The sequence below is a fragment of the Sphingobacterium nematocida genome (genome assembly GCF_900168125.1).
Taxonomy (GTDB): Bacteria; Bacteroidota; Bacteroidia; order Sphingobacteriales; family Sphingobacteriaceae; genus Sphingobacterium; species Sphingobacterium nematocida.
On sequence record NZ_FUZF01000030.1, the window covers coordinates 1 to 15,890 of the forward strand.

General features: G+C 42.3%; 15 protein-coding genes. 7 read left to right on the forward strand and 8 right to left on the reverse strand.

Features of this window, described 5'->3' with window-relative positions; genetic code table 11:
- Both B5X76_RS20965 and B5X76_RS20970 read right to left on the reverse strand, forming a co-directional pair.
- A partial coding sequence (locus B5X76_RS20965; protein ID WP_317042875.1) for a GTP-binding protein occupies positions 1-146 on the reverse strand: 146 nt, incomplete at its 3' end.
- Positions 119-325, reverse strand: coding sequence for a hypothetical protein (locus B5X76_RS20970; protein WP_079645905.1), 207 nt, complete (start codon positions 323-325; stop codon positions 119-121). The genes B5X76_RS20970 and B5X76_RS20965, both read right to left, overlap by 28 nt.
- 205 nt (positions 326-530) lie before the next feature.
- On the opposite strand from B5X76_RS20970, the gene B5X76_RS20975 reads away from it, so the two are divergent.
- On the forward strand, positions 531-1,466 hold the full coding sequence (locus tag B5X76_RS20975) for an Rpn family recombination-promoting nuclease/putative transposase (protein ID WP_079645882.1): 936 nt from the start codon (positions 531-533) through the stop codon (positions 1,464-1,466).
- A 205-nt stretch (positions 1,467-1,671) separates the two neighbouring features.
- Here the strand turns inward: B5X76_RS20975 and B5X76_RS22325 are convergent, their stop codons facing one another.
- The 6 genes from B5X76_RS22325 to B5X76_RS21000 form a co-directional block, all read right to left on the reverse strand.
- On the reverse strand, positions 1,672-2,094 hold the full coding sequence (locus tag B5X76_RS22325; protein ID WP_449448518.1) for a KilA-N domain-containing protein: 423 nt from the start codon (positions 2,092-2,094) through the stop codon (positions 1,672-1,674).
- A gap of 8 nt (positions 2,095-2,102) precedes the next feature.
- On the reverse strand, positions 2,103-2,237 hold the full coding sequence (locus B5X76_RS22385; protein WP_262507922.1) for a hypothetical protein: 135 nt from the start codon (positions 2,235-2,237) through the stop codon (positions 2,103-2,105).
- A complete protein-coding gene (locus tag B5X76_RS20985; RefSeq protein WP_079645883.1) occupies positions 2,234-2,938 on the reverse strand; it encodes an ElyC/SanA/YdcF family protein in 705 nt (234 codons plus the stop codon). Before B5X76_RS20985 ends, B5X76_RS22385 begins: the two co-directional genes overlap by 4 nt.
- A gap of 86 nt (positions 2,939-3,024) precedes the next feature.
- The gene (locus B5X76_RS20990; RefSeq protein ID WP_079645884.1) at positions 3,025-3,453 is read right to left on the reverse strand and encodes a DUF3995 domain-containing protein; all 429 of its coding nucleotides are present in this window, start codon (positions 3,451-3,453) and stop codon (positions 3,025-3,027) included.
- 11 nt (positions 3,454-3,464) lie between these two features.
- Positions 3,465-4,592, reverse strand: coding sequence for an FAD-dependent monooxygenase (locus B5X76_RS20995; protein ID WP_079645885.1), 1,128 nt, complete (start codon positions 4,590-4,592; stop codon positions 3,465-3,467).
- Positions 4,593-4,655: 63 nt separating this feature from the next.
- The gene (locus tag B5X76_RS21000; protein ID WP_079645886.1) at positions 4,656-5,243 is read right to left on the reverse strand and encodes a Crp/Fnr family transcriptional regulator; all 588 of its coding nucleotides are present in this window, start codon (positions 5,241-5,243) and stop codon (positions 4,656-4,658) included.
- 257 nt (positions 5,244-5,500) lie between these two features.
- On the opposite strand from B5X76_RS21000, the gene B5X76_RS21005 reads away from it, so the two are divergent.
- The 6 genes from B5X76_RS21005 (at position 5,501) to B5X76_RS21030 (ending at position 15,890) form a co-directional block, all read left to right on the forward strand.
- Positions 5,501-7,630: a Ser-Thr-rich GPI-anchored membrane family protein gene (locus B5X76_RS21005; protein ID WP_079645887.1), complete on the forward strand. Its 2,130-nt coding sequence runs from the start codon at positions 5,501-5,503 to the stop codon at positions 7,628-7,630.
- A 228-nt stretch (positions 7,631-7,858) separates the two neighbouring features.
- Positions 7,859-8,134, forward strand: a complete 276-nt coding sequence (locus B5X76_RS21010; protein ID WP_079645888.1) for a hypothetical protein — start codon at positions 7,859-7,861, stop codon at positions 8,132-8,134.
- 524 nt (positions 8,135-8,658) lie between these two features.
- The gene (locus B5X76_RS21015; protein WP_079645889.1) at positions 8,659-10,422 is read left to right on the forward strand and encodes a hypothetical protein; all 1,764 of its coding nucleotides are present in this window, start codon (positions 8,659-8,661) and stop codon (positions 10,420-10,422) included.
- Between the two features lie 115 nt (positions 10,423-10,537).
- On the forward strand, positions 10,538-11,128 hold the full coding sequence (locus B5X76_RS21020) for an RNA polymerase sigma factor (RefSeq protein WP_079645890.1): 591 nt from the start codon (positions 10,538-10,540) through the stop codon (positions 11,126-11,128).
- Between the two features lie 149 nt (positions 11,129-11,277).
- Positions 11,278-12,432, forward strand: coding sequence for a FecR family protein (locus tag B5X76_RS21025; RefSeq protein WP_079645891.1), 1,155 nt, complete (start codon positions 11,278-11,280; stop codon positions 12,430-12,432).
- A gap of 128 nt (positions 12,433-12,560) precedes the next feature.
- Complete coding sequence (locus B5X76_RS21030) at positions 12,561-15,890, forward strand: SusC/RagA family TonB-linked outer membrane protein (protein ID WP_079645892.1); 3,330 nt, start codon at positions 12,561-12,563, stop codon at positions 15,888-15,890.

Below are 15,890 nucleotides of genomic sequence, written 5' to 3' on the forward strand. Positions count from 1 at the left end.
AATCCCTGCTTGTTGTGCAGTACATGGTTCAGGAGTGTGGTCTTTCCCGCGCCCAAAAATCCACTTAGGACAGTTACAGGTAGTTTATTCTTCATTGTGCTTAAAATATAAGATTGATTTAACCGTTTAGAATCTGGGAGAACCATAGTTTTATGCGCTCATAATGTTCCTCCCCATAGTTAGCTATAAAACGCTGTGTCTCCGGAAGGTCTTTATTCTGGTAGACATCAAGGCGTTCCTCTGCAAATGTCCGCGTCAATGTTATTCCACATTTTTGTTGGATACAATATTTCCACTCTTCAAAATCTTTAGGGATACTATTCATGTGATTTGTTTTATCTAAGGTACAAATATATTTATTAAAAGCAACATTGTTGCTTTTAATAAATATATTTGTAGTCACATGAGGTCCCAAAGCCATTTCCTTGTTTATGAAAATCAAAGCATATATTAGGATAGTTTTTGTGCTAAATATTTTAGTTTCAATATTTTTTATCGTATATTTATCTAATAACCAATGATTAAACGCTATGACTAAATCAAAGAAACATCTCGGTAAGTATGTCGATCCACGTACCGACTTTGGGATGAAATTTTATTTTGGACGTGAAGAAAATAAGATTCTCTTAATCGAATTTCTTAACAGTCTGTTTGAAGGCGAGAAGATAATCGCCGATTTAAAATATAAGACCGTAGAGCACGATGGCGACCAGGAAGATATGCGTCGTGTTGTTTTTGATTTACATTGTATAGGTAATGATGGAGAAATTTTTATAGTGGAGTTTCAACAATTATTTCAGGAATTTTTTAAAGACCGTGCTGTATTCTACACCTCACGGTTGATTAATAGACAGCTTGCCAAAGGCAAGAAAGGGAATGATTATCATTTGCCAGAAGTATATTTTGTGGGTGTTCTGGAATTTGATATGAATGGAGGCTCGAGTGTTGCGCTGTCACGAAAGACAGATCGCCCCTATTTTTATGACGTTGCGTTATGTGATAAGAATACCAATGAGGTTTTTTACGACAAGCTAGGGTATAAGATGGTCTCTCTCCCTGTTTTTAATAAGCAGCCGGAGGAACTGGATACGGTAATGGATCAATGGCTCTACCTGCTTAAGCATCTGAGTACCATGGAAAAGCTGCCTTCATTTTTGGACAAACGGATATTTGGTCGTATCTTTGCTATAGGAGAGATAGGCAAATTAAAAGAGGAGGATCTGATGTCATACGAAGCAAGTTTAAAACAAAGACGGGACGCTGAAAGCGTTTTTAATTCTGCGTTACGCTCCGGCCATGCCAAGGGTAAGGCTGAGGGGCGTGAAGAAGGTCTGGCTGAGGGGCTGGCTGAGGGTGCTCGCAAAAATGCGATTGAGACGGCCAAAGAGATGAAGAAAGCTGGGTTAAGCACGGAGCAGATTGTAAAATTCACCAAACTTACTATTGAAGAAGTAGAAAAGCTCTAAACCGAGCTAATGATATAACAGAAATACAGCCGTCCCGAATTAATTTCGGGACGGCTTTTTTGCATATGCATGCCAATAGCAGCACAGCCCAATCATCACGAGATTAGGCTACCTTATTCAATTCGATTAGCCTATCAGTCTGTTGCACCCCCTGTTGGATGAGCGGTGCATTTATACTCTCTAGGTTACTCAGTACGACCAGTTGCTATATGGTGGCATCATCTCGCATACCTATCTTCGTTGAGGACTTCGTCGTTCCTTGCAGATCGGGGTTCGCTTCCCGCGATTCCTTGGCAGTAACACCGAAGAGAGCCCCGTCAAGCAGATCCGCCTCCGTAGCATATACAAGTCCAGCCTGTTGCTTCGTGATTTCGTTCGGTATGATGTTCGTTTTTATAGCATCAGTGTGTATCTTATAATTAACCTTAGCCAAGGTGCGTTGTAGATTCCAATCCAGTTTTAGTCGGTCGTTTTCATCGTCTTTTAGACGTTGATATTCTTTGACTAGCAGTAGCTGAAACTTAGGACTGATCCACATCCCAAAATGAAATGCAATGTCTTTGTGCGCATAAGTTCCTCCATATCTTCCTGGCTTTGCTGTAATTCCAATTGCTTTGGTTGCTTCAATCCAGTTTTTTAACGAAAAAACGAAATTATTGCTTCCTGCATTTGGTTCTTAGCCATATCAGTAAGTGAAATATAGTCATCTTGCTTTTGCGAAATGATACTTATTTCTTTACCTCCAATTTCTACTTTCTTATTTTTACTCATAACTCACTTAAGTTTAAGATAATATCTTCTATCGTAGACAATTTGTTTTGCACCTCTTCAATCGGAAAGTCACCTCTAGTTCCGTAAGTTTTAAATCTTAAATACTCTCCCCAAACTAGTTTTCTTCCGTGGTCAGTTTTATACCAATTATTTATGTCTACTGGGATCCCCTGGATATCAGACGGGATCTTTATTTGACAATTACTAAAATCTGCATTCTTACAAAACTTCTTTAAGTTAAGGTACGAGCGCATAGATGCATACGAATGCGATAAGAAAATTGCATTTTGTACTTTAGAAAAGTCAAACATAGAATTTGAAAATTCTATGTTTTCTAGTGTGTTTTTAGATTCATTTTCAATAATGAACTGAGTGTTTGGGAAATTATCTTTCTCTATGTTACAGAAAATCAGTTCCGACTCGGCAATAGGTTCAAAGTAAGACGAGGAGTAGTTAGCGATACCGCCAGTAATTATCGTCGTCGGAATTTGAAACTCAAATAGGATTCTTGATATTTCGTTAGCGATTTCCTTGTGAAGTACATTCGAGCCAAATACGAATAGAAGATCCGAGTTCTTTACTGGCGATTGGTAAAAGCATAGGTCTGATAATGCAACTATCATATTATCCGATAGTTCAGGTACATTTGGTAGTTTTGCAATTTCACGGATCCTTCCTTCGGTACTATTATATTTTTGCATTTTGTCGATATTAAGTTTATAATTTACAGCTGTCCGTTAGATTAATATTGAGCGTGTCACTGCTGGGTGATGATATTCGCTATGTATCATGGAGCGGCTAATAATAGAGCAAGTATTCCGATCGTCAAACATAAAGGCGAATAATATTTTGTGTCATTTTTTCCAAATTTTGTCTGTTTAACTTTTTTAAAGAAACCCATGTATTTAAAATCTCCGATGGCACGTAGCGTGAAAATACCAATAATGAACCATAGCCCGTATTTACGGATTACGTAAAGTACCGATGGTTGGTTGGCTAATTCTATTATATTCAATAGAACAATACCTCCAAAGATTAAAAGTCCGATGGCTACCGTAAACGTCGGGATAAATCCAGGCATAATCACTTTTATGTCATCATCATTCGATGGGACTACCGAATTGTTGGCCCATTTACCCCCAAAGCTCCAATAGATATGAATACCTGATAGCGTAAAAAAGACAATCGTCAGAATTAAAGCAATTATTGTTGTCATATCAGTTTAGTTTAGTTTAGTTTAAAAATTTTGTCCATTTGGTTTTGCTGCAACAGGCTAGGCATGTTTCGCATGATAAAATTGCGAATCCATACAGCTAGTGGATTTTTCGTATGAGCTATTTTTCCAACGATCCAACTTCTATTTACAATGTAATGCGCCTTTTGCCGTCTTAGCTGTTCGTAAGCTTTAAAAGCATTTGTGATAGAGAACCCTTCATTCAAAAGCTTACCCAGTACATAGGCATCTTCAATAGCTTGGCAGGCACCTTGGCCCAGATTGGGCGTAGTCGCATGGGCAGCGTCACCAATCAGACAGATGTTTTCATTTTGCCAGGTTTTGATTCTTTTTAAATCTATAACATTACCAGTGATTATTTGGTCTTTTGAGGTCGATGAAATAATTTTTTGGATATCAGTATGAAATTCAAGAAAGTTCTTAAATAGGTACTCCGACGGTATGTCCACATTTTTTTTATTTGCTAATGCATACCAGTACACTTTCTTGTTACTGATTTTTACAAATCCAAACCTTTTTTCTCTTCCCCACGCTTCATTTAATTCGTTATGGTAGTGTGTTGGTAGCTTCATATCACAGATCCCCCTCCAGCAGATCTGTTCAGTATCACGTATGGTGTTTTCTTGGAATAGCTCTCTTCTGACTACCGACTTTATTCCGTCGGCTCCGATCACGACTTTACTTTCAACTGTAGATCCGTCTTCAAATGTGAGCTTGAATAAGTTGGTCTTCTCTATTTTTGAAAGCTTTTTAGATAGATATATATTTTCGTAGCCGACTTCATCGGCAAGTATTTTCTGTAATATACCTCTGTGGATAGCGGTGTTGTGGACACTGTATTTTCTTTCATATTCGCTTAGGTCAATGGTAGATAGGTTTTTAAGTTGGGCATCCGTTATTTTCATGTAAGAAATCCTATTGCCTGCTCTTTCTATACGGTCTTGAAGGCCTAGATTTTTAAACACCTGCATAGCGTTGTTGGCCAGTATTATGCCAGCTCCGACCGGCTTGATCGAATCTGCCCCCTCAAATATCGCTACCTTGATTCCGTGCTGCTTTAGCACCAGTGCGGTTGTTAATCCGCCGATTCCGGCTCCTATTATACTAACTGTTTCTTGCATTGCTGTATGTAATTATATGCAAAGCTATCCAGCATGTCGTAAAAAAACGTTCACTTAAGTTAACTATTTCAAAATACGTTTTCTAATTCGACTTAGTGATTGTGGAGCTATTCCTAGATAACTAGCGATATGGCGTTGTGGGATTTTTTGAAAAACCAACGGATTGTCTTCCAAAAGCTTTAGATATCTTTTTTCCGGCGAATAATACAACAGATCTTCCACCCGCCTCTTTGCAGACAAGTATACCTTTTCGGTCATACGCTTAGAAAAATGTAACCAATCTATACTTCCGTTACAGAGCTTTTGCCAGTTTTCGTAGGTGATGAAACATACGAGAGACTTCTCTAAAGCTTGAATGTTGAGCTTCGAAGGAGCGTCCAGTAAAAAACTCTCATAGTCTATAAAAACAATGTCTTCGATTTGATGAGCAAAATGAAATAGAAAATTAACCTCTTCTCCCAGGTCGTTTACATAGAACGTACGTAATGATCCATTTGCGACTAACCCGATAAACTTGCATTTTTCACTCTCTCGTAGTACATATTCATGTCTCTTAACCTCCTTGAACTGTAATAGAGCGTACAGTTCATCCATTCGACCGGAGTCAATCTCCAGTAGATTTTGTAAGGTATCATATAGCTTGTGATCCATTAAAGTCAGTTCTATTGTAGTTTTCAGTATAAGTCAGACCTAGTCTGAGCGATGGTTTAGAACATATCAAATTTAAAAATAAAAACTTACGTGTCAATCATCTTTGCTATAGGCCAAGTAGAATGGTCAAAAGAGATGGAGCCAAGCCTATGATAGGACGCTCACTGCTGTAAGATCTATTTAAGACTAATGGTTAAATCTGTAAAGTTTTTTCAGGACGAGACAGTACCGCTTGTCCGGGTATAAATTGCCCGACGATGAACACGACAGAGCACAACGACGATGCTAGCGCAACCTTCGTTGTGGAGGAAGCTCGACCTATCCCGATCATCAAAAAATGTATCCTTAATCCGCCTAATAGCCTAAGCCCACCCATCTATCAGATCGGTAGTACCATTCAGTTTGCTGTCAATATCTGGAATATCGGATCGGGCAATCTGAGCACGGTCGTATCCGATGCTTTGGCAGCGGCGGGGCAGAACTTGCAGATTATTCCATCGTCGATACAGTATCAGTACCTGACGAATGTCAATGCCAGTAACACCGCGACCTGCAGTCCTTCAGGACAGCTGGAGGCCAGTGTTCCTTTTCCGGTCGTTGCCAACACCAGTGACCTGCAACACCCCACATTCACGATTACCAATATGCCCGGCATGTGCGAGATCAATAGGGGCAATGTGTTGCGTATTATATTCGAAGCCAAGATTCTTCCGCAGCTGCACGGCTCCAAGACCAATGCGGCCAGTCTAGCTTATAACTCGACAAATCCGGTCTCTCTCGTCAACTATGCCGTCGACCAGGTAGGCATACTCCATGTCAGCAAAAGGGCCGACCGTGAGGTCGTGGAGAATGGGCAGACATTCAACTATATTATTGAAGTCAAAAATAACGGCAGCGTACCTTTGCATACGATCCATATTTCCGATCCGTTACCTAGCTGTGTAGAACTGGCGGGGCAGGTATCTGTTACGAATATGGCTGGGGGAACTATTGCCAGTACGACTAGCGGCAATATTCAGGTGCAGGTAGCACCGGCTACAGCCCTAGCTCCGGGAGAGACCTTTACCATTACCATTCCCGTGCGCAAGATACAGGGTTCTACCTGTTGCAATGTGGGAGTCACCGCTACAGCGCGGATGACTACTTCCGGTGTGGAGCTCAGTGCCAACTACGGTACGGCAGCCGAACCTGCTGCCTGTGTGACCAGTTTAGAGTGCTGCAATATCCCAGGTTTTACTGCGCAGATGGTCAGGCGTGACGGCAAGTATTACATACAGCTATCGGGTGGGACTGTGCCCATTCAGGAGCTCGATGTTACGATGTTGGACTTTCATGTCAGCTATAGTCAGGAGGACTGTAAGCCAACCGATATGGGGATCTTTGGCCAACTGTCATCTACGATGACACAACTGGGCGGATTAGTCCTACAGGGCAATGGTCCGGCAGGTACATTGACCTGGGGGCTGGGACAGCCGACTATGGTTAATGGGCAGCTCGAAATCGAAGTGAGTGCTCCGAATGTATTGGATATTTCGTGTTGCGAAGTCAGCTTTACCTTCTGTCTCAAAGTACGCGTCAAAGACGTAAATTGTAATGTTTGTGAGAAGACAATCTGTTACAACGGTGAACCCGAGGTACCCCCATGTGATCTTGTGATCACACAGATGAGCGCAAATAGAACCTTTTGTCCCGGAGATGTTATCCAGTTGAACTGGTCGGGATCTACGCCATCAGGTTCGGTAGATATCTATCTGGTAGATGGACAGACCCATGCGACGTATCAGGTTCTGGCTTCGGGTGTTAGTGGCACCAATAGCTTCAGTTATACAATCCCTGCCGATTTCTCTTGTGGTACAGACCGTACCTGGTATCTTGTCATCAAAGATCCAAAGACAGATTGTTTCGTTGAGACTCGGAAGTTCCGTATTATATGCTGTGCACCGGCCTGCGCCTGTGGATATTGGAAGACACACGATGTCGTTGTAAAACAGATCTTGACCGCTACACCAACTGATCAGTTTGAGAGCAGGGCCTCGCTTTTACAGAAATCCACTGCGATCAATGTAAGTCAAAAGGCACCTTGTGGTACCACGATTAGACTTTCAAAAGGCTCTTACACCTTTACGGCGCCAGATTTCGTCTGTCAGCCCGAAAACTGTGCAGCTACTTTTGAATGGGAGATCTCTGGGCCCAATGGCTTACTCATCCATGGTACAGGCAAGACCTTTGCGCATCAGTTTACCCAGTTCGGCAATTACAGCATCAAGTTTACACCGATCTGTGGCAATGCCAAATGTGAACCTTGTATTATCAGGGTCAGTATCCCTAGGTTTATCCTCGGCGGAGACATTGCACACGAGGTGTTAGAAGGGATAAAGTTAAATTAATATATAGTTTTGCTATCTCGTATACTTTTGTTTAGGCGGCTCTTTTTGGAGCCGCTTTTTTGTCTATTTCAGTCCCCGTTAATTTATTTTGGCAATAGATTAAAAAAGGCTACAAGAAATATAATTTCCCAGCTACCCGAATTCTGTTCCCGTGCGTATTATAGAAAAAGCCAAACGTTAACACCGTTTGTTAGCTATGACCAATACCACATATATATAAATTTTTTTATGAACACGTACCCATTAACCCCGCAAGGCTTAGAGGACTTCCAGGAAGATCGCAGTCAGCTAACACGCATTCAGCTCGAGGCGCAGGCCGATGCTGTCGCGGCAGATTTCAAAACTTATGTCAAAGATCTATTCATCTTGAGCAGTGAACAGGAAGATTTTGTGGACAATCTTAATCCACGTCTAGCCAACTATTATGGCGCTTCCTGCTCCATTTGCTTTATTCAGATGTTACCCACCACCACCAGGACCCGGTTCCACCAAATGGACTACTAGTGAAGACAATATTAAAACTTCCGGCAACAGACTCGGTGAATTGGAGGCGACGGGGTCCTTTACATTCGAGATGACATACCGACTTTAATGCAACTGCTGCCGTTGTCAGGATTCTGTATCCATCGCTAACAACGGCCGTGTGTTTTTACCTGTTTTTATTGTGTATTTAAGAAATGGTGGCTTCGGCCACCATTTTTTGTTTACGATATATTCTTAATGAACATTTTTCAAAGTTAATTGATTAATTTTATAAAAATTAATCAATTATGGATAAGTCATTAGAAGCATGCATAAATTTGAATGTGATTTTATACGAATAAGAAGGGGATAAGGAAAGGTAATTAAATTGTAAATATTACCTTAACAAAAAAGCCCGAATAGATCGGGCTTAAATTTCCTGGGTTCGGGCTAGAGAGAAATAACTTTCTTCATAGCCCTCCCCCTTATGTGTATCTTGAATTTCTTAATTTCTAATACAAAGATAAGCAAACTTAAATTGAAAGCACCAAATTTTTTATTAAATAATGCAACAAGTCAGAATTAATATAACCGATCCACTTACGGCGCCGCAAATGTTCTTTTTACAAAAATCGTTGGAACTGCTGCATAGAGATACAATTGATACCTACAGATTGCGTATCAATAATCCTCGGACATTACTTCGTGAGCTTTCTCAGGTTTTAGTTTTGATCAAGCAAGGGTCTATTAAAGAACTATATGCGGCCGAATTGATAAATGAAGCATTGGTTTTATTCAAAGAAGAGGAGGAGCTCAATTTTATTTCAATAAGCAAGAAATACCTGCTAAGTCTTATCGGAAGCAACAAATGGGATAAAGATAAGCTGTATTATGTTGCGAATGTACTTGTTAACGAAAATACGGGTTACGCTGATGAGCTATTTCAGAATATAAGCCGTGAAATAGCTAGAGTTGAAGCCTTACCGAATTTTGTTTATCAGGAGTACGATAAGCTAAATAGATTAATAGGTTACTTTTATATCGAGCTCAAAAGCATGGGCTATTCCAAAGAGTATTTACATCGTTTCCTCCGTAGTATTTTTTCACCGCGTGTAGCGCATCAAAATTTCGGGCAACCTTTTGACATTGTCCGCACACTAATAGCTAGAGAAAAGGAAGAGTTCAGTGTATATGCAGCTTTGAAGCTCCCTATGTCGCTAGCTCCAGAAGATATCAGTAGTGAAGATTTTGAATTTATCTCGTATACCGATATTGACGCTATTGCCGATGCTACGAATAGGCAGTTTAAAACGTTCGTTCGGCAAAATTCAGAATATAGCTTTTTTAAAATCACAATACAGTGTACAGATTACTTAAGTGCAGGTTATGTAGCTAGGGGTATATTACAAACGAAACTAGATCTTTTATTCATGGGATTAAGTTCGGATGAGATTACCGTAAATAAAAAGTGCTTTGTTGTAGGAACCACTTTTCCCCAACGAGGCAATAATCAATACTTCAATTATCAGCTTGATGGTCGGTTTATATCGAATATCACCACCTATAATGCTTTTTTGGAAAAGCTGAATGACATGAATTCTAGGCCTGTAGACAATGTATCTTTATCCAAATTACAAGCAGGGTTGAGGTATCTCCGATTAGGATCCTATTCAGACGAACTTGAAGGTAAGTTATTGAATTACTGGATCGCTATAGAATACCTTTTCTCGGCGAATACCGGAGGTGATAAAGTAGCTCGACTGGTCGAATATTATACAAAGATTCATTCCTTAAGTTATGCGGTCAAGATATTTCAATATATCCATAAAAGTGTTCAAAGTCTCGAATTGGACACCGTGTTGACCCACTATAATCAAAATGATCTAGATTATCTAATTAACCCGTTAAGTATCATTGAATTATCTTCGGAAGTTGTAAGGTTTCCTTTATTTGTATATCGTCTACAGACTTTAAATGCACGGTTTCAAGATCACAATCGCATAAAATCAGAGCTAGAAAGGCATGGGAACAATCTAAGGAGAAATCTTTTACGGATATATCGAGTACGTAATGAGATTGTTCACAATGCAGCTAAAGACACCAATATCATTGAGATTACTTCCCATATCCGATATTACCTTACATTTATCATCAATGGTTTTTTGGATTTCATTATCAATCATCCTCTGGATGCGGATCAAGATGGCAAGTTATCTATTGATGACTATTTTATGATATCCGGGATTCGTCTGGATAGTCTGATTAACAGCAATTCGGCTACGATTTCAGATCTCTTGGATTTTCAGAACCCGCTAGAATATTTAAGTTAACGGGTATTATTGCATATCTCTAAAATTCAATATTTTCTTGCAACTACCCATTTAACTTATTAGTTTTAGAGCGGATATAACCAAGCTAACAATTTATCCCGGTAGACCAGCGATCATGAACACACCGCCCGATATAGACGACAGCGAGCTGCTTTTACGAATGCGGGATGGCGATCAACAGGCATTCAACGCCATTTATCACCGTTACAAGTCACGGATAGCCACCAAGCTTTTTGCTGTATTAAAGGTCGACGAGCTAGTCGAAGACACCCTGCAGGAATTATTTTTCAGGGTCTGGGAAAAGCGGTCCAGTATCGACCCCGAGCAGAATATCGCCGGCTATCTGTACCGTATAGCGACTAATCTGGCGCTGGACCATTTCCGTAAGCTGGCGCGCGAGCAGCGCATCGCTGCGCTTCAGGAGTTGCCACAAGGGGAGGGTGCCCTGCATATCTACCAGGAAAAGCTCGATCAGGAACTCTTCAAGCTCATCGACCAGCTGCCCGAACAGCGCAAGCGCGTGTTTATGCTGTGCAAGTTCGAGAACAAAAGCTACGAGGAAGTAGGTCAGCTGCTCCACATATCCACCCATGCCGTCAAGGACCACGTCGTCAAGGCCAACAAATTTTTGAAGAACAACTACGGAAAGCTGGCACCATGGGCCGGGTACTGCCTTGCGATATACGCGCTCAGCGACTTTTTGTAATTTTCTTTTATTTCTGAACTACCCGAATCCCAACGCCGGGCGTATTATTAAAAGAAGCAAGCCCCTAGGGGGCCTACACTATATCAATACCGTAAATCCAATCCGCAGCCATAGGCTGCCGATATCAGAGAAACTTAATATAATAAGACGTGGCAGCACAACAACATATCACCCATTTATTAGACAAGTATCTAGACAATAGCCATACTCCAGCCGATTATCAGGAGCTGCTGGCCTATTTTGATATTGCAGCCCATGAGACCGAAGCCGAGGCGCTGCTCTATAAAGCCATTGGAGCTATCGAAAGCTATCCCTCCGTATCCACCGAGCGGATGGAGCGCGTGACCAGCAATGCCTTCGATACCTTACAGCAACGGATCGGCAGGACACATCAGCCGTCGCTTATTCGCAGACTGCTACCTTATGCTGCTGCGGCCATACTCCTCTTTCTATCCGTAGGCATCTACTGGTACATACAGCAAAATGAATTTATCACTACCCCCGTATTGACCTCCGAGTTTGGCGACGATGCGCTTCCCGGTGGCAATAGAGCCTACATCACGCTGTCCGATGGCCGGCGGATAGCCCTGGACTCCACGCAGTCCGGCCTGAGCAGCAGCAATGGAAAACATGTCTATGCAGATGGCGCGGAACTCCTTAACAGTTCCGACGCCGAGTATGCGACGGTATCCACCCCCATCGGTGGCGAGTACGAAGTCACCCTGCCCGATGGTACTCGCGCTTGGCTGAACGCCAATTCATCCCTAAAATACCCCACCGAGTTTGTCGGGGGCGAGCGTAGGGTAGAGACCACAGGCGAGGTTTACCTCGAGGTGGCTAGCAACAAGGCCAAGCCCTTTATCGTGCAGAGCCAAGGGCAGGAGATCCGGGTATTGGGTACAGCATTCAATATACGCAGTTATAAGGCTAGCACCATCACGACGCTGGTGCATGGCAAGATAGCACTTACCCCAAGTGGTACCAACAAGCAGACGGTACTTACCCCCGGCAATCAGGCCGTACTGTCGGGTACAGGCCTGCGCGTCAGCGATGTCGACCCGATGGATTACACCGCATGGCGCGATGGCATTATACTGAACAAAGATGCCAGCCTACAGGAGATCTGTCAAGAGCTGGAGCGCTGGTATGGCGTGCGCTTTATCTTCCCTGTTGGGTTTGATAACAGCGAGCGGGCCATTATCAGTATCGATAGAAACGAGAAGCTGTCTTCCTTTTTGGCAGCGCTACGCAATTCGTACCGTGTAGCATTTGAGATCAAAGGAAAGGAGGTGTACGTCCGATAATAGTTTAATTCAACTGTGTGTAAGCCCGACAAAAAAGAAGCCGTCCCATACTGCAACATAGGGACGGCGGTTGTCGGATCATTAAAGAGATCGTTAATCCAAATAAATAACCAACAATAACAAAAATAATGAATATCCCCATTAATTACAATGGTATAGCCGTGCATTGGCATCAATTTCCAGCACGCGGCGGCACGATACCATTTAAACTATTGATTACTATGAAGCTATTCGCGCTGTATCTATTAATCTTGTGCTCCTGCAGCTTTGCCGACGTGCGTGCGCAGAAGGTAAGTGTAGATGTCAAGAATGCCCGCTTTCAGGATGTAGCCTTCACGATACAAAAGCAGACCGGCTATTCCTTTGCCATCAGCAAGCGCTATGTGGCGATGGCCAAGCCCGTCACGATGAAGATGAACGAAGCCGATCTGGAAAAGGTGCTGACCTCTCTTTTCAGAGAACAGCCTTTCAGCTATGCGATCGATGGCAAAATTATCTCCTTGATCGATAAACCCAAGACCAAGACGGTCGGAGGTATCGAGGCTATCGACGTACTACAGCAATCTATCCGCGGCCGCGTTACCAATGAAAAAGGGGAACCCATGTCAGGCGCCTCCGTTCAAGTAAAAGGAAGCAGCAAAACCGTACGAACCAATGCAAATGGAGAATTTCTCATTACCGGAGTAAATGAAAATTCCATCCTAATCATCTCCTATCTGGGATACACCAGCCAGGAACTAAAAGTGCAAAAGGAAATGGGGACTGTTGTAATGGTAGAGCAGGCAGGAAAACTTGATGAGTTAGTCATCAACGCAGGTTATTACACCGTGAAAGATAAGGAACGAACGGGAAGCATTAGTAAAATAACCGCAAAAGAAATTAGTCAACAACCGGTAGCCAACCCACTGGCCGCTATGCAGGGACGTATGGCAGGTGTGCACATTACGCAAAGCAGTGGTACCCCAGGTGGAGGGTTCGATATACAGATCAGGGGGCGCAACAGTTTACGAACCGAGGGAAATGCACCCCTGTATATCGTTGACGGTGTGCCTTATACATCACAATCGATCTCAGATTACACTTTGTCCTCAGGAGTACTCTCCAGTGGTGATGTAAGCCCGCTAAACAGTATTAATCCAGACGATATTGAAAGTATTGAGGTGTTGAAAGATGCCGATGCTACCGCTATCTATGGTTCGCGTGGTGCAAACGGTGTGGTATTGATTACCACAAAAAAAGGAACTACAGATGCACCACAATTTTCTGTGAGCTTGAATGCATCTGTAAGTAACGCGTCACGCTTGATGAAACTTATGAACACAGAGCAGTATTTGCAGATGAGGAGAAGTGCTTATACCAACGACGGCATTACTGATTATCCTGCCAATGCATACGATGTAAATGGAACATGGAATCAGAACCGTTATACCGACTGGCAGAAAGAATTTATTGGCAATACCGCAATTTCACAGAACAGCCGCTTCTCTGTGGGTGGAGGTTCTGCTAATACGCAGTACCTCTTCAGTGCGGGATACAGAAAAGATGAAACCGCCTATGGTGGTGATTTTGGTTATGACCGAAAAAATGTGATGCTGCAGGTGAACCACATTTCTTCTGACCGTAAGTTTTCTTTTAATTCCAATTTCAACGGAGCTTTACAGAAAAACAAGCTGATGAGTACCGATTTGGGACGTGACATATTTATGGCACCCAATGCGCCAGAACTATATCTGCCGGACGGCTCACTGAACTGGGAAAAGAATACGTTTGAAAATCCCATGGCTAAACTCAATTCGCGCTACAGTTCCGAAATATCAGACTTAATTGGTAATGCGTCTCTTGACTATCAGCTTACGCCTGTAATTAAAGCTTCTTTAAATGGTGGTATTACCATGGGGGGATCTAATGAGAAAAGAACCAGACCTTCTACCATGTACAACCCTGCCTACGGAATAAAACCGGAGTTTTCGGTTCTCAATACCTCCAATGCATCGAGAAACGGTTGGATTGTTGAACCTAAAATAAGCGGTGACCTTGATTTGGGTAATAATAGCCTGAGCTTTATTGTTGGTGCCACTGTTGAAGAACGCCGTAATGCCTTGTTAAGCCATCATGGTGAAAATTTTACAAGCAACTATTTTATTGATAATTTAAGTGCGGCCGCAACCCAACGCATCACCCGCGATTCTGAAACAATGTACAGATATATGGCCGTTTACGGTCGCTTGAACTATACGGTTAAAAACAGGTACATTTTGAATGTTACAAGTCGAAGAGACGGTTCAAGCCGCTTTGGTGCCAACAACCGTTTTGCGAATTTTGGCGCTGTGGGCGGTGCCTGGCTTTTTAGTCGTGAGAAGATCTTGGAAAACAGTTCTTGGTTGAGCTTCGGAAAATTGCGTGGAAGTTACGGTACAACAGGTAGTGACCTGATCGGTGACTATCAATTTCTGCAGGTTTATTCAGTTGATAACAGTAAATACGACAATATACCAGGAATCAGACCATTGAAACTATACAATCCTGATTTTAGCTGGGAGAAGAACCGTAAGATGGAAGTAGCCTTGGAATTGGAATTATTTAATGCTAAAGTAGCGCCTTCTGTATCATGGTACCGCAACCGCTCTTCAAATCAGTTGGTAGGAATACCCTTGCCGGCTACTACCGGTTTTAATACCTTAACAGGCAATCTTGATGCCGAGGTAGAAAATACGGGTTGGGAGTTTACATTGAGTACAAAGAATGTGAGCAAGGGAAATTTTATGTGGACAACCAATTTTAATATCAGTATTCCGCGTAACAGGCTGGTTGCGTTTCCTAACTTGGAACAGTCTGCTTATGCCTCGCAGTATGTGGTGGGCAGATCGGTACACATCAAAAAACTGTATCATTTTGAAGGAGTTGATCCCGAAAAGGGCATCTATAAATTTTCCGATGCGAATAATGACGGGATATTAAACGACGAAGACCGTACTGCTTTGGTTGATGTGGGCGTAAGAACCTTCGGTGGTTTACAGAATACTTTCAGGTACAAAAACTGGAATTTCGATTTCCTGTGGCAATTTGTAGTACAGAAAGGCTACAACGCCCTTTATGGATCACCTATAGCAGGAATCATGTACAACCTGCCTGTAGAACTTACCGACAGCTGGACATCTGATAATACAGATGCAAAGTACCAGAGAACTACCACCGGCAATATGGACGTACTTCAAGCATTCCAAAGGTATAAGTTAAGCAATGCCATGATTTCAGATGCATCATTCCTTAGGCTTAAAAATGTAAACCTTCAGTACCGAATTCCGACTACTTTTTTTAAAGGCGTAACGGCTGATGTTTTTTTGCAGGCTCAGAACCTCTTTACAATAACCAGCTATTTTGGAAGCGATCCCGAGACCCTGAGTACTTATGTACCAACAATGCGTACGGTATCCTTTGGTTTTAATATGAACTTTTAA

Bases quoted from the DNA above. Each gene is read 5' to 3' on its own strand.
- B5X76_RS20970 (WP_079645905.1), bottom strand. From the start codon at position 325: ATGAATAGTATCCCTAAAGATTTTGAAGAGTGGAAATATTGTATCCAA.
- B5X76_RS20975 (WP_079645882.1), top strand. From the start codon at position 531: ATGACTAAATCAAAGAAACATCTCGGTAAGTATGTCGATCCACGTACC.
- B5X76_RS22385 (WP_262507922.1), bottom strand. From the start codon at position 2,237: ATGAGTAAAAATAAGAAAGTAGAAATTGGAGGTAAAGAAATAAGTATC.
- B5X76_RS20985 (WP_079645883.1), bottom strand. From the start codon at position 2,938: ATGCAAAAATATAATAGTACCGAAGGAAGGATCCGTGAAATTGCAAAA.
- B5X76_RS20990 (WP_079645884.1), bottom strand. From the start codon at position 3,453: ATGACAACAATAATTGCTTTAATTCTGACGATTGTCTTTTTTACGCTA.
- B5X76_RS20995 (WP_079645885.1), bottom strand. From the start codon at position 4,592: ATGCAAGAAACAGTTAGTATAATAGGAGCCGGAATCGGCGGATTAACA.
- B5X76_RS21000 (WP_079645886.1), bottom strand. From the start codon at position 5,243: ATGGATCACAAGCTATATGATACCTTACAAAATCTACTGGAGATTGAC.
- B5X76_RS21005 (WP_079645887.1), top strand. From the start codon at position 5,501: ATGAACACGACAGAGCACAACGACGATGCTAGCGCAACCTTCGTTGTG.
- B5X76_RS21010 (WP_079645888.1), top strand. From the start codon at position 7,859: ATGAACACGTACCCATTAACCCCGCAAGGCTTAGAGGACTTCCAGGAA.
- B5X76_RS21015 (WP_079645889.1), top strand. From the start codon at position 8,659: ATGCAACAAGTCAGAATTAATATAACCGATCCACTTACGGCGCCGCAA.
- B5X76_RS21020 (WP_079645890.1), top strand. From the start codon at position 10,538: ATGAACACACCGCCCGATATAGACGACAGCGAGCTGCTTTTACGAATG.
- B5X76_RS21030 (WP_079645892.1), top strand. From the start codon at position 12,561: ATGAATATCCCCATTAATTACAATGGTATAGCCGTGCATTGGCATCAA.